Annotated in this window: 20 protein-coding genes; all 20 read left to right on the plus strand. The window is 71.7% G+C overall.

Going from position 1 to position 21,681, the window contains the following annotated elements:
* Window positions 1-9: 9 nt before the first annotated feature.
* On the plus strand, window positions 10-1,404 hold the full coding sequence (gene lysA / locus D7318_RS13400; RefSeq protein ID WP_120697184.1) for a diaminopimelate decarboxylase: 1,395 nt from the start codon (window positions 10-12) through the stop codon (window positions 1,402-1,404).
* 125 nt (window positions 1,405-1,529) lie between these two features.
* Window positions 1,530-2,885 carry a homoserine dehydrogenase gene (locus tag D7318_RS13405; protein ID WP_120697185.1) on the plus strand — a complete coding sequence of 452 codons (1,356 nt, stop codon included), beginning with the start codon at window positions 1,530-1,532 and terminating at the stop codon, window positions 2,883-2,885.
* Between the two features lie 52 nt (window positions 2,886-2,937).
* Window positions 2,938-4,011 (plus strand): threonine synthase, encoded by a 1,074-nt coding sequence (thrC, locus tag D7318_RS13410; RefSeq protein WP_120697186.1) that lies wholly within the window; start codon window positions 2,938-2,940, stop codon window positions 4,009-4,011.
* Between the two features lie 261 nt (window positions 4,012-4,272).
* Window positions 4,273-5,199: a homoserine kinase gene (gene thrB, locus D7318_RS13415; protein ID WP_120697187.1), complete on the plus strand. Its 927-nt coding sequence runs from the start codon at window positions 4,273-4,275 to the stop codon at window positions 5,197-5,199.
* A 411-nt stretch (window positions 5,200-5,610) separates the two neighbouring features.
* A complete protein-coding gene (rho, locus tag D7318_RS13420; protein WP_120697188.1) occupies window positions 5,611-7,578 on the plus strand; it encodes a transcription termination factor Rho in 1,968 nt (655 codons plus the stop codon).
* A 153-nt stretch (window positions 7,579-7,731) separates the two neighbouring features.
* Complete coding sequence (locus D7318_RS13425; RefSeq protein ID WP_120697189.1) at window positions 7,732-8,856, plus strand: LCP family protein; 1,125 nt, start codon at window positions 7,732-7,734, stop codon at window positions 8,854-8,856.
* Between the two features lie 119 nt (window positions 8,857-8,975).
* The gene (gene rpmE / locus D7318_RS13430) at window positions 8,976-9,200 is read left to right on the plus strand and encodes a 50S ribosomal protein L31 (RefSeq protein ID WP_113686252.1); all 225 of its coding nucleotides are present in this window, start codon (window positions 8,976-8,978) and stop codon (window positions 9,198-9,200) included.
* A gap of 150 nt (window positions 9,201-9,350) precedes the next feature.
* Complete coding sequence (prfA, locus tag D7318_RS13435) at window positions 9,351-10,421, plus strand: peptide chain release factor 1 (RefSeq protein ID WP_120697190.1); 1,071 nt, start codon at window positions 9,351-9,353, stop codon at window positions 10,419-10,421.
* A 25-nt stretch (window positions 10,422-10,446) separates the two neighbouring features.
* Window positions 10,447-11,316: a peptide chain release factor N(5)-glutamine methyltransferase gene (gene prmC, locus D7318_RS13440; RefSeq protein ID WP_120697331.1), complete on the plus strand. Its 870-nt coding sequence runs from the start codon at window positions 10,447-10,449 to the stop codon at window positions 11,314-11,316.
* A gap of 31 nt (window positions 11,317-11,347) precedes the next feature.
* Window positions 11,348-11,992, plus strand: a complete 645-nt coding sequence (locus D7318_RS13445) for an L-threonylcarbamoyladenylate synthase (protein WP_113686250.1) — start codon at window positions 11,348-11,350, stop codon at window positions 11,990-11,992.
* 32 nt (window positions 11,993-12,024) lie between these two features.
* The gene (locus tag D7318_RS13450) at window positions 12,025-12,684 is read left to right on the plus strand and encodes an arsenate reductase/protein-tyrosine-phosphatase family protein (protein ID WP_183091415.1); all 660 of its coding nucleotides are present in this window, start codon (window positions 12,025-12,027) and stop codon (window positions 12,682-12,684) included.
* Between the two features lie 101 nt (window positions 12,685-12,785).
* Window positions 12,786-14,165, plus strand: a complete 1,380-nt coding sequence (locus D7318_RS13455; protein WP_183091411.1) for an MraY family glycosyltransferase — start codon at window positions 12,786-12,788, stop codon at window positions 14,163-14,165.
* 191 nt (window positions 14,166-14,356) lie between these two features.
* Window positions 14,357-14,782, plus strand: coding sequence for a hypothetical protein (locus D7318_RS13460; protein WP_120697193.1), 426 nt, complete (start codon window positions 14,357-14,359; stop codon window positions 14,780-14,782).
* Window positions 14,783-15,007: 225 nt separating this feature from the next.
* Window positions 15,008-15,817, plus strand: a complete 810-nt coding sequence (atpB, locus tag D7318_RS13465; protein ID WP_230423708.1) for a F0F1 ATP synthase subunit A — start codon at window positions 15,008-15,010, stop codon at window positions 15,815-15,817.
* Between the two features lie 99 nt (window positions 15,818-15,916).
* A complete protein-coding gene (gene atpE, locus D7318_RS13470; protein ID WP_113686246.1) occupies window positions 15,917-16,141 on the plus strand; it encodes an ATP synthase F0 subunit C in 225 nt (74 codons plus the stop codon).
* Between the two features lie 43 nt (window positions 16,142-16,184).
* Window positions 16,185-16,754: a F0F1 ATP synthase subunit B gene (locus D7318_RS13475; protein WP_183091414.1), complete on the plus strand. Its 570-nt coding sequence runs from the start codon at window positions 16,185-16,187 to the stop codon at window positions 16,752-16,754.
* Window positions 16,751-17,575: a F0F1 ATP synthase subunit delta gene (locus D7318_RS13480; RefSeq protein WP_120697195.1), complete on the plus strand. Its 825-nt coding sequence runs from the start codon at window positions 16,751-16,753 to the stop codon at window positions 17,573-17,575. Before D7318_RS13475 ends, D7318_RS13480 begins: the two co-directional genes overlap by 4 nt.
* 96 nt (window positions 17,576-17,671) lie before the next feature.
* Window positions 17,672-19,243, plus strand: coding sequence for a F0F1 ATP synthase subunit alpha (gene atpA, locus D7318_RS13485; RefSeq protein ID WP_120697196.1), 1,572 nt, complete (start codon window positions 17,672-17,674; stop codon window positions 19,241-19,243).
* Window positions 19,244-19,245: 2 nt separating this feature from the next.
* The gene (locus D7318_RS13490) at window positions 19,246-20,175 is read left to right on the plus strand and encodes a F0F1 ATP synthase subunit gamma (protein ID WP_120697197.1); all 930 of its coding nucleotides are present in this window, start codon (window positions 19,246-19,248) and stop codon (window positions 20,173-20,175) included.
* Between the two features lie 2 nt (window positions 20,176-20,177).
* Window positions 20,178-21,626 (plus strand): F0F1 ATP synthase subunit beta, encoded by a 1,449-nt coding sequence (gene atpD, locus D7318_RS13495; protein WP_120697198.1) that lies wholly within the window; start codon window positions 20,178-20,180, stop codon window positions 21,624-21,626.
* The last annotated feature ends 55 nt before the right edge of the window (window positions 21,627-21,681 follow it).

The raw sequence follows: 21,681 nt of genomic DNA on the forward strand, positions 1-21,681 counted from the left end.
GGACTTCCCATGAGCCGTTCCGCCCACCCCGCAGGGCCACGCCACGCCGACGTGCTGCCCGAGGGCCACTACGCCGCGCCGCCCGTCGACCTCAACGCCCTCGAGCCCAAGGTCTGGTCGCGCACCGTGACCCGCGACGCCGACGGCGCCCTCACCGTCGCGGGGATCGGCGTGCGCGAGCTGGCCGAGACGTTCGGGACGCCCGCGTATGTGCTCGACGAGGCCGACTTCAGGGCGCGTTGCCGGGCCTGGCGCGAGGCGTTCGGCGCGGGCGCCGACGTCTTCTACGCGGGCAAGGCGTTCCTGTCGCGGGCCGTGGTCCGCTGGCTGGCCGACGAGGGGCTCAACGTCGACGTGTGCTCCGGCGGCGAGTTGGCGACCGCGCTGGCCGGGGGCATGCCACCCGAGCGCATCGCCCTGCACGGCAACAACAAGTCGGTCGCCGAGATCACCCGCGCCGTCGAGGCGGGCGTGGGGCGGATCGTGCTCGACTCGTTCCAGGAGATCGAACGCGTCGCCGCGGCGGCCCGGCGGCACGGCACGCGGCAGCGGGTGCAGATCCGCGTCACCGTCGGGGTCGAGGCGCACACGCACGAGTTCATCGCGACGGCGCACGAGGACCAGAAGTTCGGCCTCGCGCTGGCCGACGGCACCGCGGCCGAGGCGGTCAGGCGCGTGCTGCGCCACCGCGACGACCTCGAACTCGTCGGCATCCACTCGCACATCGGCTCGCAGATCTTCGACATGGCGGGCTTCGAGGTCTCCGCGCGCCGCGTCGTCGGGCTGCTCACCGCCGTCAGGGACGAGCACGGGATCGAGCTGCCCGAGGTGGACCTCGGCGGCGGCCTCGGCATCGCCTACACCGCGGAGGACGACCCGAGCGAGCCGCACGAGATCGGCAAGTCGCTGAGCGAGATCGTCGCCAAGGAGTGCGACGCCGCCGGGCTCGCCGTGCCCCGCCTCTCCGTGGAGCCCGGCCGCGCGATCGTAGGGCCTGGCGCGTTCACGCTCTACGAGGTCGGCACGGTCAAGCCGCTCACCGGGCTGCGCACCTATGTGAGCGTGGACGGCGGGATGTCGGACAACATCCGCACGGCGCTCTACGACGCCGACTACTCCGTGGTGCTCGCCTCCCGCTCATCCGCCGCGCCCCCCATGCTGGCGCGCGTGGTCGGGAAGCACTGCGAGAGCGGCGACATCGTCGTGCGCGACGCGTACCTCCCGGCCGACGTGGCCCCCGGCGACCTGCTCGCCGTGCCCGCGACCGGCGCGTACTGCCGCTCGATGGCCAGCAACTACAACCACACGCCCCGCCCGCCCGTGATCGCGGTGGCCGAAGGGCGGGCACGAGAGATCGTGCGGCGCGAGACCGAGGACGACCTGCTCCGCCTCGACGTCGGCTGAGCGGCACGCGTCGGGCGCTCCGCGTCCGTATGGTGAACGCGGGGTGGGGCTCGCGCGCGGGTGCGTGAGACTTGAGGGATCAAGGGACCTTGGGGATCAAGGGACACACGGAGAGGCGAGGTCGAATGGTGCGCACGCGTCCGCTGAAGGTGGCGCTGCTGGGCTGCGGGGTCGTCGGCTCGCAGGTGGCCCGCCTGATGACGGCGCACGCCGGTGACCTCGCCGCGCGCATCGGGGCGCCCGTCGAGCTGGCCGGGGTCGCCGTGCGCCGCCTCGGCAGGGCGCGCGGCGACGTCGACCCCGCGCTGGTCACCACGGACGCCGAGTCCCTGGTCACGCGGGGCGACATCGACGTCGTGGTCGAGCTGATCGGCGGCATCGAGCCCGCCCGTTCGCTGATCAACGCCGCCTTCGAGAGCGGCGCGAGCGTCGTCACCGCCAACAAGGCGCTGCTCGCGGGGGACGGGCCCGCGCTCCAGGCCGCGGCCGAGAAGCACGCGGCCGACCTCTACTTCGAGGCGTCCGTCGCCGGCGCCATCCCGCTGCTGCGCCCGCTGCGTGAGTCGCTGGCCGGGGACAAGGTGGACCGGGTCCTCGGCATCGTCAACGGCACGACCAACTTCATCCTCGACCGCATGGAGTCCAGCGGCGCCAGCTACGGCGAGGCGCTGGACGAGGCCACCGCGCTCGGGTACGCGGAGGCCGATCCGACCGCCGACGTCGAGGGGTTCGACGCGGCGGCGAAGGCGGCGATCCTGGCCGGGATCGCGTTCCACACGCGGGTGCGCCTCGACGACGTGCACCGCGAGGGCATCACCGAGATCACCGCGGCCGACATCGCGGGCGCGCGCCAGATGGGCCACGCCGTCAAGCTGCTGGCGATCTGCGAACGGGCCGAGGACGGCCGCTCGGTGACCGCGCGCGTCCACCCGGCGATGATCCCGCTCAGCCACCCGCTCGCGAGCGTGCGTGAGGCGTACAACGCCGTGTTCGTGGAGGCGGAGGCGGCCGGGCGGCTGATGTTCTACGGTCAGGGCGCGGGGGGCGCGCCGACCGCGTCCGCCGTGCTCGGCGACCTGGTGGCCGCCTGCCGGAACCGCCTGACCGGCGGCCTGGGGCCCCGCGAATCCGCCTACGCCCAGCTCCCGGTGAGCCCGATGGGCGAGGTCACCACGCGGTACCACGTCAGTCTCGACGTGGTGGACAAGCCAGGCGTGCTCGCCCAGTGCGCCGCGGTCTTCGCCGACCACGGGGTCTCGATCGACACCGTGCGGCAGACCGGCAAGGGCAACAAAGGCGGCAAGGTCGGCAAGGGCGGCAACGTCGGCAACGACGGCCAGGAGGGCAGGGGCGGCGAGGCCAAGCTCGTCGTCGTCACCCACCGGGCGCCCGACGCCGCGCTCGGCGCGACCGTCGAGGCGCTGCGCAGCCTTGACACCGTGCATGGCGTCGCGAGCACCATGCGGGTCGAAGGCGAATAGGTCCGCGGCCCCGGGCGAACGCCCACGGGCCCGAACAGGAGAGGCAGCAGGCATGTCTGTCACCGGCACGAGCCGACAGTGGCGCGGGGTGATCGAGGAGTATCGCGACCGGCTTCCGGTCACGGCCGACACCCCGGTGGTGACGCTGCGCGAGGGGGGCACGCCGCTGGTCCCCGCGGGGGTCCTCTCCGAACGCACCGGGTGTGACGTTTATCTCAAGGTCGAGGGGGCCAACCCCACGGGGTCGTTCAAGGACCGCGGCATGACGATGGCCATCTCGGTGGCCAAGGCCGAGGGCGCGCGGGCCGTCATCTGCGCCTCGACGGGCAACACCTCGGCGTCCGCCGCCGCGTACGCGGTGCGCGCCGGGATGGTGTGCGCCGTGCTGGTGCCGCAGGGCAAGATCGCGCTCGGCAAGATGGGCCAGGCGCTCGTGCACGGCTCCCGCATCCTCCAGGTCGAAGGGAACTTCGACGACTGCCTCACCCTGGCCCGCCAGCTGTCGGACAAGTACCCGGTGGCGCTGGTCAATTCGGTGAACCCCGTGCGCATCGAGGGCCAGAAGACGGCCGCGTTCGAGATCGTCGACATGCTCGGCGACGCGCCCGACGTCCATGTCCTGCCCGTGGGCAACGCCGGGAACATCACGGCCTACTGGCGGGGTTACCGGGAGTACGCCGCCGAGGGCCCGGCCACCCGCACCCCCCGGATGTGGGGCTACCAGGCGTCGGGCGCGGCGCCCATCGTGCGCGGCGAGCCGGTCAAGGACCCCTCGACGATCGCCACCGCGATCCGCATCGGCAACCCCGCGTCCTGGGCCTCGGCCGAGCGCGCCAGGGACGAGTCGGGCGGGCGCATCGACGCGGTGACCGACCGCCAGATCCTGTCCGCCTACCGGCTGTTGGCGGCGGGCGAGGGCGTCTTCGTGGAGCCTGCCTCGGCCGCGTCCGTGGCCGGTCTGCTCAAGGCGGCCGACGAAGGCGAGGTCGATCCTGGCCAGGTCATCGTGTGCACGGTCACCGGCAACGGGCTCAAGGACACGGAGTGGGCCGTCTCCGGCGCCCCCCGCCCGGTGACGGTCCCGGTGGACGCGGACGCGGCGGCCCAACGCCTCGACCTCGCCTGAACGCGGAGCGCGAGCGCGGCGCGTGTGCGGGGGCGGGCGTCAGGGCCGCGCGCCGGGGCAAACGCCGGTCCGCGCCCGGCGGATGACGACACCGACCCGCCCTGTATCGCGCATGAACCTTCCTTCGATAGGCTGGTATTCGTCCCGAAGTGGTGTAACGCTCGCAGTCGCCCGCGCGAGGCGGGGCTCGCGCCGTTCATGCCGGCGCCGCACGCCCGTCGAGGACATGCCGCACATCTCACCAAGGAGAGTCATCGAGCGATGGCCCATCCCGCCTTCCGCGCCGCAGCCGTGCGGGTGCGTACGCCCGCGACCAGCGCCAACCTCGGTCCCGGCTTCGACGCGCTCGGCTTGGCCCTCGGGCTCTACGACGACGTGGTCGTCCGGGTGGCGGAGTCGGGGCTGCACGTCGACCTCGCCGGCGAGGGCGCCGACACCCTGCCGCGCGACGAGCGGAACCTCCTGATCAGGGCGTTGCGCACGGCGTTCGACGCGCTCGGTGGGCAGCCGCGCGGCCTCGAGGTCGTCTGCGCGAACCGCATCCCGCACGGCCGGGGCCTCGGCTCGTCGTCGGCCGCGATCTGCGCGGGCCTGGTGGCCGCCCGCGCGGTGACCTCGGGCGGCGAGGCCCGCCTCGACGACGCGACGATGCTGGAGCTCGCGGCCGAGATGGAGGGCCACCCCGACAACGTCGCCGCGTGCCTGCTCGGCGGCTTCACGCTGGCCTGGGGCGAGAACGGCGCGGTGCGCGCGATCCGGATGGATCCGGCGCCCACGGTCGTTCCCGTGGTGTTCGTGCCGGCCAGGCCGCTGGCCACGGAGACCGCGCGCGGCCTGCTGCCGCGCACCGTGCCGCACGTCGACGCGGCGGCCAACGCCGGCCGCGCCGCGCTGCTCGTCGAGGCGCTGACCCGGCGCCCCGAGCTGCTGCTGCCCGCCACCGAGGACCGGCTGCACCAGGAGTACCGGGCGTCCGCGATGCCGGAGTCCATGGACCTGGTCGGCCGACTGCGGGCGGACGGGGTGCCCGCGGTGATCTCGGGCGCGGGGCCCACGGTCCTGGCGTTCGCGGAGGACGGCGAGGCGGACAAGGTGGCCAGGCTGGCCGGCGAGGGCTGGACGGCCAACAGGCTGGCCCTGGACACCGCGGGCGCCTGCGTTCTGCCACTGACCGGGACCGGTCAGTGATCGCCGAAAGACACCGAAGAACGATCGCCGGAACGATCGCCGGAGAACATGGATAGGGGGAATGAAGGCAGGATCCGGTAGTGTTAACCTCAAGTCTGCACGTACCGTCCCGGTGGACGCCGTGCGGAATTCCGGGGTCCCACCTCCTGGGACCACCTCTTCTTCCGGGAGCCTCCACTCATCTGCCCGAGCAGCCTGCCTGGCAGTGCCGAGCCCGCTCCGGAAGCGGTGCGAGACGGTTCGTCGAATCCTCCTCGATCCTCCCCGCACCACACCTCATGAATTGATCTTCCGCCGCGATGAGCAGGCGGATCACCGCACCGGCCGGTCCGCCGCACGAGGCCGCAGCCGGAGAGCACGACCGGTCGCCGAGCCAGACAGGCCGACGTCCGCTCCAGGGAAGGACCCTACGTGAGCGACACCACCGATCTGATGGGCGTGAGTGCCGACACCGCCGCCAAGACTGCCGGTGCTGCCACCGCGTCCACCACGGACGCTCCTGCCGCCGCGCCGCGTCGTCGGCGCTCGGGCACCGGCCTCGACGGCATGGTTCTCGCCGAGTTGCAGCAGGTAGCCTCCAGGCTGGGGATCAGGGGCACCGCGCGGATGCGCAAGAGCCAGCTGATCGAGGTCATCAAGGAGAAGCAGGCCGCCGGCGCCGGAAGCCCCGGAGCGGCGGCGAACGGGGAGGCGAAGCAGGCCGAGGCCGCCGCCCCCGCGGACAAGCCCAAGCGCCGCGCGACCTCCCGGGCCCGCACCGGTGACCAGGCCGCCGCAGCCGCGCAGATCGAGATCCCGGGCCAGGCCGCCGAGACCAAGGGCGCGCCCGCCGACGCGGGCACCGGCGGCAAGGGCGAGGGCCAGGAGCGCGAGCGTCCCGACGCCGCGCAGGACGCCGCCACCGTGACCGATGCCGCCAAGGGCGGCGAGGGCCAGCAGGACCGCCAGGGCAAGCGCGAGCGCGACCGCCGCGGCGGCAAGGGCGGCCAGGGCCAGGCCCAGCAGGACCGCCAGGGCCAGAAGAGCGAGGGCCAGGGCCAGCAGGACCGCCAGGGCAAGAGCGACGGCGGCCGCGGCAGCCGGGACCAGAGCCGCGGCGGGGACCGCAACGGCGGTGGCGGCGCGGACCGCGACGACGACTTCGAGGGCGGCCGCAGGGGTCGCAGGGGCCGTTACCGCGACCGCCGCGGGCGCCGCGGGCGCGACGAGGTCACCACCGAGCCGCAGATCGCCGATGACGACGTCCTGATCCCGGTCGCGGGCATCCTCGACATCCTCGACAACTACGCGTTCGTGCGCACCTCCGGCTACCTCCCGGGCCCCAACGACGTGTATGTCTCGCTCGCCCAGGTCAGGAAGAACGGCCTGCGCAAGGGCGATCACGTCACCGGCGCGGTGCGCCAGCCGCGCGACGGCGAGCGGCGCGAGAAGTTCAACGCGCTCGTCCGCCTCGACTCGGTCAACGGCATGGCGGCCGAATCCGGGCGCGGCCGGGCCGAGTTCAACAAGCTGACCCCGCTCTACCCGCAGGAGCGCCTGCGCCTCGAGTGCGACCCCGGCGCGCTGACGACCCGCATCATCGACCTGGTCTCGCCGATCGGCAAGGGCCAGCGCGGGCTGATCGTGGCCCCGCCGAAGACCGGCAAGACCATGATCATGCAGGCGGTCGCCAACGCCATCACCCGCAACAACCCCGAGTGCCACCTCATGGTCGTCCTCGTCGACGAGCGGCCCGAAGAGGTCACCGACATGCAGCGCTCGGTCAAGGGCGAGGTCATCTCCTCGACCTTCGACCGGCCGTCGGAGGACCACACCACGGTCGCGGAGCTCGCCATCGAGCGCGCCAAGCGGCTCGTCGAGCTGGGCCACGACGTGGTCGTGCTGCTCGACTCCATCACCCGTCTCGGCCGCGCCTACAACCTGGCCGCGCCCGCCTCGGGCCGGATCCTGTCCGGCGGTGTCGACTCGGCCGCGCTCTACCCCCCGAAGAAGTTCTTCGGCGCCGCCCGCAACATCGAGGACGGCGGCTCGCTGACCATCCTGGCCACCGCGCTCGTCGAGACCGGCTCGCGCATGGACGAGGTGATCTTCGAGGAGTTCAAGGGCACCGGCAACATGGAGCTCAAGCTCGACAGGAAGCTCGCCGACAAGCGCATCTTCCCCGCCGTCGACGTGGACGCCTCGGGCACGCGCAAGGAGGAGATCCTGATGGGCGGCGAGGAGCTCGGCATCGTCTGGAAGCTCCGCCGGGTGCTGCACGCGCTGGACCAGCAGCAGGCGATCGAGCTGCTGCTCGACAAGATGAAGCAGACGAAGTCGAACGCCGAGTTCCTGCTCCAGATCCAGAAGACGACCCCGACCCCGGGCAACGGCGACTGACCTCGGGGACGGCACGTCGGACGGCGGCCCCGGCTCACCGCGCGGTGAGCCGGGGCCGTTCCGCGTCACATGAACGGGAGGTGTCGCCCGGATGAACGGCGGGCGTGCACCGTTCGACAAGCGAGATCGGGCATACCGGGGCACAATGGGTGAATGGGCCCCCCTTCGGACGGAGAGCGACCGGCCGGTCACCCCCGCGCGGGTGGCCGGGCCCGCCGCCGCAGGCTGCTGCGGTTCGCCGTCCTCGGCCTGGTCCTGCTGGTCGTCGTCACGGGCGTGGGGGCCACCGCGCTCTACGTCAAGCTCGAGCGGAACATCTCGCAGATCGACATCGACGGCGCCCTCGGCCCCGACCGCCCCGAGGACGCCCCGCACGACTCCCTCGACATCCTCGTCCTCGGCTCCGACTCGCGCGCCGGCGCGAACGGCGCGTACGGCGGCGAGGACGCCCAGGAGGGCGCCCGCGCGGACACCGCGATGATCGTGCACGTCAACGAGGGCCACGACGCCGCGACCGTCGTCTCCATCCCGCGCGACACGATGGTCGAACGGCCCGCGTGCGAGCGCGCCGACGGCTCGAAGGCGCCCGCGCGGGAGCGTTCGATGTTCAACGAGGCGTACACCGTGGGCGGTCCCGTCTGCTCGGTCAAGACCGTCGAGGAGATGACCGGGCTGCGGATGGACCACTTCATCGAGATCGACTTCCACGGCTTCGCCGACATGATCGACACCCTGGGCGGCGTCGAGGTCACCACCACCCAGGCCATCGACGACAAGGACAGCCACCTCGACCTGCCCGCCGGCACCCACACCCTCGACGGCGAGCAGTCCCTCGCGCTCGTGCGCACGCGCAAGGCCGTCGGGGACGGCAGCGACCTGAGCCGCATCGAGCTCCAGCAGCAGTTCGTGCGCGCGCTGGCCGACCAGGTCAGCGGCATGGGCCTGATGACCAACCCCAAGCGCCTGTGGGACCTCGCCGACGTCGCGACCTCCGCCGTCACCACGGACTCCTCGCTCGGCTCGGTGCGCGACCTGGCCGGACTCGGGCGCGGCATGCGGGACATCGGCCCCGATGACCTCCAGATGGTCACGCTCCCCGTCACGCGCGACGCCGCCGACCCCAACCGGGTCGCGCCGGTCGAGGACCGGTCGAGACAGGTCTGGCACGCCTTGCGCGAGGACCGCCCGGTGCCACGCTCGGCCACCGTGGACTCCAGGGGCGAGGACGGCGGCGGCACCCCCGTGGCCATTCCGGGGCGGGCGCCGCGCGAGGAATAACGGGCCGCCCGACCTCGTTTTGGCGGGCACGCCCGGTCCTGGCAGACTGGAGCGTCGGCCCCGGTTCACGGCGCGCGCCCGCGCGCCGACCCGGCGCCCTCCCGAATCTAGGAGAGACCGTGAAGCGCGACATCCACCCGGAGTACGTCGAGACCCAGGTCAGCTGCACCTGTGGCGCGTCGTTCACCACCCGTAGCACCGTGAGCACCGGCAGCATCCGCGCCGACATCTGCTCCGAGTGCCACCCCTTCTACACCGGCAAGCAGAAGATCCTCGACACCGGTGGCCGCGTGGCCCGCTTCGAGGCGCGCTTCGGCAAGAACGCCGGGTCGAACCGCAAGTAGCGACCCCGACGGCGCCGGGTCGGCCGCCCTTCCGCACCGCGTACGCGCGGCGGCGGGGGCGGCCGCGACCCGGCGTCTTTCGCGTCCCCGTCCCTTCACCCTTGTCCCCTTGCCGCGCCCCGTCGCAGCCACCCCCCAGGAGCACAGAAGATGTTCGAGGCGGTCGAGGAACTCGTCGGCGAGCACGCCGACCTCGAACGGCGGCTGGCCGACCCCGCTGTCCACGCCGACCAGGCCACCGCGCGCAGGCTCGGCAAGCGCTACGCCGAGCTGACCCCGGTGATCACCGCCTACCGCGCCTGGAAGCGCTACGGCGACGACATCGAGACCGCGCGCGAACTGGCCGTCGAGGACCCGGACTTCGCCGGTGAGGTCAAGGACCTCACGGCCAGGCGCGAGGAGCTGACCGACGAGCTGCGCCTGCTGCTGATCCCGCGCGACCCCAGCGACGACAAGGACGTGATCCTGGAGATCAAGGCGGGCGAGGGCGGCGACGAGTCCGCGCTGTTCGCCGGCGACCTGCTGCGCATGTATCTGCGCTACGCGGAGCGCGTCGGCTGGCAGACCGAGATCATCGAAGGGAACGAGTCGGACCTCGGCGGCTACAAGGACGTCTCCGTGGCCGTCAAGAGCAAGGGCAGCCCCCCGGCGGGCCAGGGCGTGTGGGCCAGGCTGAAGTACGAGGGCGGCGTGCACCGCGTGCAGCGCGTGCCCGCCACCGAGTCCCAGGGCCGCATCCACACCTCGGCCGCGGGCGTGCTCGTGCTGCCGGAGGCGGAGGACGTGGACGTCGAGATCAACGCCGCCGACCTGCGCATCGACGTCTACCGCTCCTCGGGCCCCGGCGGCCAGTCGGTGAACACCACCGACTCCGCCGTGCGCATCACGCACCTGCCCTCCGGCATCGTCGTCTCCTGCCAGAACGAGAAGAGCCAGCTCCAGAACAAGGAGCAGGCGCTGCGCATCCTGCGCGCCAGGCTGCTCGCCGCCGCCCGCGAGGAGGCCGACCGCGAGGCGTCCGACGCGCGCCGCAGCCAGGTCCGCACCGTGGACCGCTCCGAGCGCGTGCGCACCTACAACTTCCCCGAGAACCGCATCTCCGACCACCGCGTGGGCTTCAAGGCGTACAACCTCGACCAGGTGCTCGACGGCGAGCTCGACGCGGTCATCCAGGCGTGCGTGGACGCCGATTCGGCCGCCAAGCTCGCGGCGGCGGGCTGATGGCCGGGTGCGTAGGGTGGACGATGTGAGTGCGTCTTCCGGGTCGTCCCGTTCCCTCCTGCTCGCCGAGGTCGCCAGGGCCACGCAGCGGCTCGCCGACGCCGGGGTGCCGTCGCCGCGCTTCGACGCCGAGGAGCTGGCCGCGTTCGTGCACGGCACCGAGCGCTCCCGGCTGCACTCGGTGCCCGACGGCGACTTCGACGCGCGCTACTGGGAGGCGGTCGCCCGCCGCGAGGCCCGCGAGCCGCTCCAGCACATCACGGGGCGCGCGTTCTTCCGCTACCTCGAACTCCAGGTGGGGCCAGGGGTGTTCGTCCCGCGTCCGGAGACCGAGTCCGTCGTCGGCTGGGCGATAGACGCGGTCCGCGCCATGGATGTCGCCGAGCCGTTGATCATCGACCTGTGCACGGGCTCGGGCGCCATCGCGCTCGCCCTCGCCCAGGAGGTGCCCCGCTCGCGCGTGCACGCCGTCGAGCTGGACGAGACGGCGCTCGGCTGGGCCAGGAAGAACGCCGAGGGCAGCCGCGTCGTGCTGCACCACGGCGACGCCCGCACCGCGTTGCCCGAGCTGAGGGGCCAGGCCGACCTGGTGATCTCCAACCCGCCCTACATCCCGCTCACCGAATGGGAGTACGTGGCGCCCGAGGCCCGCGATCACGACCCGGGGATCGCGCTGTTCTCGGGGGAGGACGGCCTCGACGTGATCCGCGGCCTGGAGAGGGCGGCCCACCGGCTGCTGCGTCCCGGTGGCATGGTGGTGGTCGAGCACGCCGACACCCAGGGGGGGCAGGTGCCCTGGATCTTCACCGAGGACCGCGGCTGGGCCGACGCCGCCGACCACCCCGACCTCAACAACAGGCCCCGATTCGCCACCGCCCGCCGCGTCGCCCGGTAGCGGGCGCGGCGACAGAGGAGGACATTCCGTCATGGCACGGCGCTACGACTGCTCCGACGTGGTCACCCGCAAGACCGGCCTGCGCGAGGCGGCGGCGGCCGTCCGGCGCGGCGACCTGGTCGTGCTGCCCACCGACACCGTCTACGGCATCGGCGCGGACGCCTTCAACAGCACGGCCGTCGCCGACCTGCTCGAGGCCAAGGGCCGCGGCAGGGGCGTGCCTTCGCCCGTGCTCGTGGGCTCGCCCACGACGCTGCACGGCCTGGTCACCGACTTCTCCGAACGCGCCTGGGAGCTGGTGGACGCGTTCTGGCCGGGCGCGTTGACCCTGGTCGCCCGGCATCAGCCGTCGCTCACGTGGGACCTGGGGGAGACCCGGGGCACCGTGGCGGTGCGCATGCCGCTGCACCCCGTCGCGCTCGAGCTGCTCAAGGAGTTCGGCCCGATGGCCGTCTCGAGCGCCAACCTCACGGGCCAGCCGCCGCCCCAGGACTGCGACGGCGCCCAGGACATGCTGGGGGACTCGGTGTCGGTCTACCTGGACGGCGGGCCGACGCCCGACACCGTTCCCTCCTCGATCGTCGACGTCACCGGCGCGGTCCCGGTGCTGCTGCGCGCCGGGGCGGTGAGCGAGGAGGAGCTGCGCAAGGTCGTTCCCGATCTGGAGACCGCGTGACCCCGCCCTCGGGTGGTCCCACGGACGTCGGCATACCTCCGCGCGGCGGCTCGGCGCCGCCCCGGCAGGTCTTCCGCATCCTCCACGTCAGCACCGGCAACGTGTGCCGTTCCCCCATCACGGAGCGGCTGACCCGCCATGCCCTGGCCGACCGGCTGGGGGAGCGGGCGGCGGGCCTCGTGGTGGAGAGCGCGGGGACCTGGGGCCACGAGGGCGCGCCCATGGAGGCGCACGCCGCGCAGCTGCTCGGCGAATACGGCGTCGACGCACGGGGGTTCACGGGGCGCGAGCTGCTCGACGAGCACGTCATCCACGCCGACCTCGTGCTGACCGCGACCAGGGACCACAGGTCGCAGGTCATCTCCATGGGGCACTCGGCGGGGCTGCGGACGTTCACGCTCAAGGAGTTCACGCGGCTGGTGCGGGCGATCGACATGGCGACCCTGCCCGCCGCCGCGTCCCCCGAGGAGCTGGTCGAGCGCGCCGGGGCGCTGGCCAGGGCCGCCGCCGCGCTGCGCGGCTGGCTCCTGGCGCCCAACGCCGAGGCGGACGAGGTGCAGGATCCTTACGGCGCCCCGCTGCCGTACTTCCGGTCCGTGGCCGAGGAGATCAGGGTCGCGCTCGAGCCCGTCGTCACCGCGCTGACCGGGGTGCCGCCCCGCGGGGTGCTGGCCCCTCGGGCACTGCTTTAACCTGGTGGCCTGGCGGTAACGACGTGACACCGGGTCGGCGCGGGGGCGCGCGGGCATGAGAGGGTGTTGCGGGTAGTCCTGCGAGACCTCTGGGGCATCTTGTGCGCGAGTACCTGCTGACGCTCTGCGTCGCTGCGGCGGTCACCTATCTGCTGACGGGGCCGGTGCGGAAGTTCGCCATCGCGTGGGGCGCGATGCCGGCGATCAGAGCGCGTGACGTGCACCGCGAGCCGACGCCGCGGCTCGGCGGCATCGCGATGTTCGGCGGCCTGTGCGCCGGCCTGCTCGTGGCGTCGCAGCTGACCAACGTCGGCGAGGTGTTCCGGATCTCCGACGAGCCGCGCGCGCTGCTCTCGGGGGCCGGGCTGATCTGGCTGATCGGCGTGCTCGACGACAAGTACGGCGTGGACGCGTTGATCAAGCTGGGCCTCCAGATGATCGCCGCGGGCGTCATGGTGCTCCAGGGGCTGACCATTCTGTGGCTGCCCGTGCCCACGGTCGGCCTGGTCGCGGTCACCCCGCTCCAGGGCACGCTGCTCACGGTGGCGCTCGTGGTGATCACGATCAACGCCGTGAACTTCGTGGACGGCCTCGACGGGCTCGCGGCCGGGATGGTCTGCATCGCCGCCGCGGCGTTCTTCCTGTACGCCTACCGCATCTGGTACGGCTACGGCATCGAGGCCGCCGCCCCCGCGACGCTCTTCGCCGCGGTGCTCATGGGCATGTGCCTCGGCTTCCTCCCCCACAACCTGCACCCCGCGCGGATCTTCATGGGCGACTCGGGCTCGATGCTGCTCGGCCTCGTGCTCGCCGCGGGCGCGGTCTCGGTCACGGGCCAGGTGGACCCGGACGCGATGCGGCTGTTCTCGGGCTCCATCAGGAACGCCGTGTTCGAGATGGTCCCGGTCTACATGCCGCTGCTGCTGCCGCTGACGATCATCGCGGTGCCGTTCGCCGACCTCGTGCTGGCGATCGTGCGGCGCACCTGGAACGGCCACTCGCCGTTCTCGGCCGACCGCGGGCACCTGCACCACCGGCTGCTCGAGATCGGCCACTCGCAGAGCCGGGCCGTGCTGATCATGTACTTCTGGTCCGCGCTCATCGCGTTCGGCGCGGTCGCGTACTCGGTGCAGTCGGCCAACGCCGTGCTCGTGCCCGTCGTGATGGCGCTCAGCGCCATCGGCCTCGTCGTCCTGCTGCTGCCGCGCTTCACCCCCCGCGTGCCGTCGTGGGCCCAGCGCCTGGTGCCGCCGCGCTACCGCGACCGGATGGCGGCGCGGGCGCCCGAGGCCGGGCCCGCGCCCGGCCCTGAGGCCGCCGGTGCCGAGGCAGGGACCGGTGCCGAGGCGGCGTCGACGACCGCGTCGTCCGAGGCGCCACCGCCCCCTTCGCCCGCCTCGCTGAGCGGCCTCAACGGCGCCACCGCGGTCGGCGACCGGCACCGTTTCGCGGTCCGCCGCAAGATCGACAGCCGCTCTTAACAGAGATGACCTCGCAGGTCATCGCCGCAACGCCGGGGTTACCCCTACCGTGTGAGGGTCTCCACACGAACGGGTAAAGACCTCGCCAAATAGTTTGTGATACCGTTCACGAAACCCGGCGCCGAGCTCACGCGCCGGACCCCGCTCCCGTCAATGACGACCGTCCCCGAAGCACGCGGAGAAGCACTTCGATGCAGTCCAACGACGCCCGGATCATCCGTGGCGCCGCGATCCCCACTGCCGTGGTCGGCGTTCTCGCCGTGGCCATCGGCGCCGTGACGGCCGGGGTGGACGGCGCGGGCGGGGTCGCCCTCGGTGTGCTCGTCGCCGCCGTGTTCTTCGCCGGTGGCCAGCTCTCCCTCGGGTATGTCGGACGCCGCTGGCCCGAGACGTTCTTCGGCGCCGCCTTCCTGATCTACACGACGCAGATGGGATTCCTGCTCGGCCTGCTCCTCCTGCTGCGTGACGCGTCGTTCCTCGACGGACGGGCCTTCGCCGCGGGCGTGTTGGCCGGCACCGCCGCCTGGCTCGGCGGCCAGGTGCGGGCGCACGGCAAGCTCAAGACGCTCTACGTCGAGCCGGAGTCGACCTCCGCGTCCCCCGGCGGTCGGCCATGACCGACGCCGATCGGGGCGGGGGCTGTATACAGGGCGCCGCCTGGGGCTGCTATCGTCCCTCGCCGGAAGGCCGGGCCGCTGCCGGTTCGCGTGCTGCGCGGGACAGCCACGCGAACGATGACCGGTTCTCCTCCCGCCCATTCCGTCCAGTGCCGCTCCGTGGTCGTCCACCACGCCGACACATCGAGGTAGCCGTATCCATGCGTCACGCCGAGGGAGTTCGCGGTGAGTAACGACCAGGTGCTCGCCTTCGAGACCGACTGCCATCTGTTCAACGACTGCGGGTTCCCCTCACCCTCGGAGTTCTCCTTCCTCTTCGAGCCGTTGTTCACCATCGGCTCCTTCGAGGTCAACAAGCCGATGGCGCTGGTCGTCCTCAGCACCCTGATCGTCCTGGGGTTCTTCTGGAAGGCGTTCTCCAAGCCCGCCGTCGTGCCGGGCAAGTTCCAGATGATCGCGGAGGCGGGCTACGAGTTCGTCCGCCGCGGCATCGCGCGCGAGACGATCGGCAAGAAGGCCGAAGCGTATGTGCCGCTGCTGGTCTCGCTGTTCTTCTTCATCTGGATCATGAACATCTGGGCGGTCATCCCCTTCGCCCAGTTCCCGGCGACCTCGATCATCGCGTACCCGGCGGCGCTCGCCCTGGTCGTCTGGTCCACGTACATGACGCTGACGTTCAAGACGCACGGCTTCGTCGGCGGCATCCGCAACCTGTGCGTCCCCAGCGGGCTGCCGAAGGGGATCTATGTGATCCTCACGCCCATCGAGTTCATCTCGAACATCTTCGTGCGGCCGCTGACCCTGACCGTCCGGCTCTTCGCGAACATGTTCGCGGGGCACCTGCTGCTGCTGGTCTTCATCATCGGCACCTGGTACACCCTGGGCAGCGTGGTCGGTACGTTCTACGCCGCCACCTCGCTGGTCATGACGCTGCTGCTGACCCTGTTCGAGCTGTTCATCCAGGCGCTCCAGGCATATGTCTTCACGGTGCTGACCGCGACCTACATCTCGCAGGCCCTGGAAGAGCCGCACTGACGCGCGGCGGGCATCAGGCCGCCGCCCCCGACCCGTTGACCCCAAGAATCCGGTGGACAAACCGCCGCCGGCTCATCAGAGATAAGGAAACAAACGGACATGTCCGCAACTCTCGCCGCAGTTGAAGGCAGCGTCAACACCATCGGCTTCGGCCTCGCGGCCATCGGCCCCGGCGTCGGCATCGGCATCATCTTCGGTAACGGCGTCCAGGCGATCGCCCGCCAGCCCGAGGCCGCCGGCATCGTCCGGCAGAACATGCTGCTCGGCTTCGCCGTCGTCGAGGCCCTGGCCCTGATGGGCTTCGTGCTCGCCTTCGCGGTCTGACGACGCCGTCGGAAGACGCCCTACCGATGAAAGGTCCACCATGCTGATCGAACTGGCAGCCGAAGAGCCGCAGAGTCCTGTGGTCCCGGTGGTGCCCGAGATCGTCATCGGCCTGATCTGCTTCGGGGTCATCTTCTTCGTCTTCTACAAGAAGCTCGTCCCCTCCATCAACAAGGTGCTGGAGGAGCGCCGGGCGGCGATCGAAGGCGGCATGGAGAAGGCCGAGGCCGTGCAGGCCGAGGCTCGCCAGACGCTGGAGAGCTACAAGGAGCAGCTGGCCGAGGCGCGTCACGAGGCGGCCCGCATGCGCCAGGAGGCGCAGGAGCAGGGCGCGGCGCTCATCGCGGAGATGCGCGAGGAGGGCCAGCGCCAGCGCGAGGAGATCATCGCCGCGGGGCACACCCAGATCGCCGCCGACCGCAAGCAGGCCGCCGAGCTGCTCAGGCAGGACGTCGGCAACCTCGCCATCGAGCTCGCAGGCAAGCTCGTGGGCGAGTCGCTCGAGGACCACGCCCGCCAGAGCCGCACCATCGACCGCTTCCTCGACGACCTGGAGCGGCAGGCCGAGGGCGGCGTTCCGGCTCAGGGCCAGGGCTCCGAGGCGGGGCGATGATCGGCGCGAGTCGTGAGGCGCTCGACGCCGCGCGTGAGCGTCTTGACGCCCTGACCGACAACACGCGCGTCGACGCCGCCGCGCTGGCCGCCGACCTGGCGGCCGTCACGGCGCTGCTCGACCGCGAGACCGCACTGCGCCGGGTGCTCACCGACCCGGCGCAGCCGGGCGAGGGCAAGGCGCAGCTGGTCGGGCGGCTGCTCGGCGGGCAGGTCGGCGGCGAGGCCGTCGACCTGGTCTCCGGCATGGTCCGCTCCCGCTGGTCCGCCTCCCGTGACCTGGTGGACGCCGTCGAGGAGCTGGCCGACACCGCCGACATGATCGCGGCGGACCGGGACGGCACCCTGGACTCGGTGGAGGACGAGCTGTTCCGGTTCGGCCGGATCGTCGCCACCTCGCCCGAGCTGCGCGCCGCGCTCAGCGGCAAGGACAGCGAGGGGCCCGCCGTCGCCGCCCGCACCGAGCTGGCCAGGAGCCTGCTGCGGGGCCGGGCGAAGGCCACCACGGAACGGCTGGTCGTCAGGCTGGTGGAACGTCCGCGAGGACGTAGCCTGGATGGAGGGCTCGACGCGCTGTCCGGTCTTGCCGCCGCCCGCCGGGGGCGTTCCGTCGCGGTCGTCACCTCGGCGGTACCGCTCAGTGACCGACAGCGACAGCGGCTCGGCGACGCCCTGGGTCGGCTGTACGGCAGGCAGATCCAGCTGAATCTCGACGTGGACCCGGCGGTCCTCGGCGGGATCTCCGTCCGGATCGGTGACGAGGTCATCCACGGCACCATCGCGGACCGCCTGGACGAGGTGACCCGCCGGATGGCGGGCTGACCACGGCGCCACCCCACATCGAAGAAGCAGGACAAGCGGCCCGGCTGGGGCCGTAGACGTAACTTACGGGCCCAACAAGGAGAGCAGGGAACCCAGATGGCGGAGCTCACGATCCGGCCGGATGAGATCCGGGACGCGCTGGAGAATTTCGTCCAGTCGTACGCGCCGGACGCGGCCTCGCGGGAAGAGGTCGGGACGGTCAGCGTTGCCGGTGACGGCATCGCACGTGTCGAGGGGCTGCCCTCGGCCATGGCGAACGAGCTGCTGCGCTTCGAGGACGGCACGCTCGGCCTCGCCCTCAACCTCGAGGAGCGGGAGATCGGCGTCGTCGTTCTCGGTGAGTTCAGCGGCATCGAGGAGGGCCAGCCGGTGCGCCGCACCGGCGAGGTGCTCTCCGTCGCGGTCGGCGACGGCTACCTCGGCCGGGTCGTCGACCCGCTGGGCAACCCCATCGACGGCCTCGGCGACATCGAGACCGTGGGCCGCCGCGCCCTGGAGCTCCAGGCTCCCTCGGTCATGCAGCGCAAGTCGGTGCACGAGCCCATGGAGACCGGCTACAAGGCCGTGGACACCATGACGCCCATCGGCCGCGGCCAGCGCCAGCTGATCATCGGCGACCGGCAGACGGGCAAGACCGCCCTCGCCGTGGACACGATCATCAACCAGCGCGACAACTGGCGCTCGGGCGACCCGAACAAGCAGGTCCGCTGCGTCTATGTGGCGATCGGCCAGAAGGGCTCCACGATCGCGTCCGTGCGCGGCGCGCTCGAGGAGGCGGGCGCGCTCGAGTACACCACCATCGTCGCCGCCCCGGCGTCCGACCCGGCCGGCTTCAAGTACATCGCCCCCTACACCGGCTCGGCCCTCGGCCAGCACTGGATGTACGACGGCAAGCACGTCCTGATCATCTTCGACGACCTGTCGAAGCAGGCCGACGCCTACCGCGCCGTCTCCCTGCTGCTGCGCCGCCCGCCGGGCCGCGAGGCGTACCCCGGCGACGTCTTCTACCTGCACTCCCGGCTGCTCGAGCGCTGCGCCAAGCTCTCCGACGAGATGGGCGGCGGCTCGATGACCGGGCTGCCGATCGTCGAGACCAAGGCGAACGATGTCTCCGCGTTCATCCCGACCAATGTGATCTCCATCACCGACGGCCAGTGCTTCCTGGAGTCCGACCTGTTCAACGCGGGCCAGCGCCCCGCCCTGAACGTCGGCATCTCCGTCTCCCGCGTCGGCGGCTCCGCCCAGCACAAGGCGGTGCGGCAGATCACCGGGTCGCTCCGCGTGGACCTGGCGCAGTACCGCGAGCTCGAGGCGTTCGCCGCGTTCGGCTCCGACCTGGACGCCGCGTCCAAGTCCGCCCTGGCGCGCGGCCAGCGCATGGTGGAGCTGCTCAAGCAGGAGCAGTACAGCCCGTACCCCACGGAGAACCAGGTGGTCTCCATCTGGTCGGGCACCAACGGCCTGATGGACGAGATCCCGGTCCCCGACATCCGCCGCTTCGAGCGCGAGCTGCTTGACTACCTGCACCGTGAGCACAAGGACCTGATGACGTCGATCCGCGAGGGCGGGAAGATGTCGGACGACACGCTCCAGGCCGTCCGTTCCGCGGTCGACTCCTTCAAGCAGCAGTTCCAGACCTCGGACGGCAAGCTGCTGGGCGAGGGCTGACGATGGGCGCTCAGCTTCGGATCTACAAGCGCCGGATCAAGTCCGTCACCGCCACCAAGAAGATCACGCGGGCGATGGAGATGATCGCCGCGTCCCGCATCATCAAGGCGCAGCGCAAGGTGGCGGCCTCCAAGCCGTACGCCGACGAGCTGACCGCCGCGGTGACCGCGGTGGCGCACGGCTCGGACGTCAAGCACCCGCTGACGACCGAGGCGGAGCGCCCCCGGCGGGCCGCGGTGCTGCTGATCACCTCCGACCGCGGTCTGGCCGGCGGGTACAACAGCAACGCCATCAAGGCCCACGAGCACCTCGTCGGCGAGCTCGTCAGCCGCGGCCTCAGGGTCGACAGCTATGTCGTGGGCCGCAAGGGCCTGGCCTACCTGTCGTTCCGCGAGCGGAAGGTGACCCGGTCCTGGACCGGGTTCACCGACAACCCCGAGTACGCCGACGCCAAGCGCGTGGCCGAGCCGCTGATCGAGGCCCTGGGCCGCGACCCGGACGAGGGCGGCGTGGACGAGGTCCACATCGCGTACACCGAGTTCGAGTCGATGATGACCCAGACCCCGGTCGAGCGCAGGCTGCTGCCGTTGACCCTGGAGAAGTCCGCCGAGGACTCCGCCGAGGTCTTCGAGCGCGGCCCCGGCATCCACCCGCTCTACGACTTCGAGCCGTCGCCCGAGCAGGTGCTCGACGCGCTGCTGCCGCGTTACCTGGAGAGCCGCATCTACAACGCGCTCCTCCAGGCGGCCGCGTCCAAGCACGCGGCGACGCGGCGGGCGATGAAGTCGGCGACGGACAACGCCGAGGAGCTGATCAGGTCGCTCACGCGGCTTGCCAACGCGGCCCGCCAGGCCGAGATCACCCAGGAAATCACCGAGATCGTCGGTGGCGCGAGCGCCTTGGCCGACGCGAGCGCGGGGAGTGAACGCTAACCATGACCACTGCTGAGGCGGCCACCGAACGGGTCGCGACGGGCCGTGTCGCCCGAGTGATCGGGCCGGTCGTCGACGTGGAGTTCCCCGTCGACACCATGCCGGAGATCTACAACGCCCTCCATGTGCAGATCGCCGACCCGGCGCACGAGGGCGAGACCAAGACGCTGACCCTCGAGGTGGCGCAGCACCTGGGCGAGGGCGTCGTGCGCACCATCGCCCTGGAGCCCAACGACGGCCTGGTCCGCCAGGCCCCGGTGACGGACACGGGCTCGGGCATCACGGTGCCGGTCGGCGACGTGACCAAGGGCCGGGTGTTCAACACCCTGGGCCGCATCCTGAACGAGCCCGAGGCCGAGTCGGAGATCGGCGAGCGGTGGGAGATCCACCGCCAGGCCCCGGCGTTCGACCAGCTCGAGTCGAAGACCGAGATGTTCGAGACCGGTCTGAAGGTCATCGACCTGCTGACCCCGTACGTCAAGGGCGGCAAGATCGGCCTGTTCGGCGGCGCGGGCGTGGGCAAGACCGTGCTCATCCAGGAAATGATCATGCGTGTGGCGAAGCTGCACGAGGGCGTCTCCGTGTTCGCCGGCGTCGGCGAGCGCACCCGTGAGGGCAACGACCTGATCGTGGAGATGGACGAGTCGGGCGTGCTCCCGCAGACCGCGCTGGTCTTCGGGCAGATGGACGAGCCCCCCGGCACCCGGCTGCGCGTCGCGCTCGCGGGCCTGACCATGGCGGAGTACTTCCGCGATGTGCAGAAGCAGGATGTGCTGTTCTTCATCGACAACATCTTCCGCTTCACGCAGGCCGGTTCCGAGGTCTCCACGCTGCTCGGCCGCATGCCGTCCGCGGTGGGCTACCAGCCGAACCTCGCGGACGAGATGGGCGTGCTCCAGGAGCGCATCACCTCGACCCGTGGCCACTCGATCACCTCGATGCAGGCGATCTACGTGCCCGCGGACGACCTGACCGACCCGGCGCCCGCCACCACGTTCGCCCACCTGGACGCCACCACGGTGCTCTCCCGGCCCATCTCGGAGAAGGGCATCTACCCGGCGGTCGACCCGCTGGACTCGACGTCCCGCATCCTGGACCCGCGGTATGTCTCGCAGGACCACTACGAGTGCGCCTCGCGGGTCAAGGGGATCCTCCAGAAGTACAAGGACCTCCAGGACATCATCGCGATCCTCGGCATGGACGAGCTGAGCGAGGAGGACAAGCTCACGGTCAGCCGGGCCCGCAGGATCGAGCGCTTCCTGTCGCAGAACACCCACGCGGCGAAGCAGTTCACCGGCCTTGACGGCTCGGACGTGCCGCTCGACGAGTCGATCTCCGCGTTCAACGCGATCGCCGACGGCGAGTACGACCACTTCCCCGAGCAGGCGTTCTTCATGTGCGGTGGCCTGGACGACCTCAAGGCCAAGGCCAAGAAGCTGGGCGTTTCCTGACGCCACGAGCGCGGTACCCGGCGGGGCGGGGTCAGGTGACCCCGCCCCCCGGGTG

The organism is Streptomyces radicis, from assembly GCF_003626575.1.
In the GTDB taxonomy this organism is placed as follows: Bacteria; Actinomycetota; Actinomycetes; order Streptomycetales; family Streptomycetaceae; genus Streptomyces; species Streptomyces radicis.

Bases quoted from the DNA above. Each gene is read 5' to 3' on its own strand.
- lysA (WP_120697184.1), top strand. From the start codon at position 10: ATGAGCCGTTCCGCCCACCCCGCAGGGCCACGCCACGCCGACGTGCTG.
- D7318_RS13405 (WP_120697185.1), top strand. From the start codon at position 1,530: ATGGTGCGCACGCGTCCGCTGAAGGTGGCGCTGCTGGGCTGCGGGGTC.
- thrC (WP_120697186.1), top strand. From the start codon at position 2,938: ATGTCTGTCACCGGCACGAGCCGACAGTGGCGCGGGGTGATCGAGGAG.
- thrB (WP_120697187.1), top strand. From the start codon at position 4,273: ATGGCCCATCCCGCCTTCCGCGCCGCAGCCGTGCGGGTGCGTACGCCC.
- D7318_RS13425 (WP_120697189.1), top strand. From the start codon at position 7,732: ATGGGCCCCCCTTCGGACGGAGAGCGACCGGCCGGTCACCCCCGCGCG.
- prfA (WP_120697190.1), top strand. From the start codon at position 9,351: ATGTTCGAGGCGGTCGAGGAACTCGTCGGCGAGCACGCCGACCTCGAA.
- D7318_RS13445 (WP_113686250.1), top strand. From the start codon at position 11,348: ATGGCACGGCGCTACGACTGCTCCGACGTGGTCACCCGCAAGACCGGC.
- D7318_RS13460 (WP_120697193.1), top strand. From the start codon at position 14,357: ATGCAGTCCAACGACGCCCGGATCATCCGTGGCGCCGCGATCCCCACT.
- atpE (WP_113686246.1), top strand. From the start codon at position 15,917: ATGTCCGCAACTCTCGCCGCAGTTGAAGGCAGCGTCAACACCATCGGC.
- D7318_RS13480 (WP_120697195.1), top strand. From the start codon at position 16,751: ATGATCGGCGCGAGTCGTGAGGCGCTCGACGCCGCGCGTGAGCGTCTT.
- atpA (WP_120697196.1), top strand. From the start codon at position 17,672: ATGGCGGAGCTCACGATCCGGCCGGATGAGATCCGGGACGCGCTGGAG.
- D7318_RS13490 (WP_120697197.1), top strand. From the start codon at position 19,246: ATGGGCGCTCAGCTTCGGATCTACAAGCGCCGGATCAAGTCCGTCACC.
- atpD (WP_120697198.1), top strand. From the start codon at position 20,178: ATGACCACTGCTGAGGCGGCCACCGAACGGGTCGCGACGGGCCGTGTC.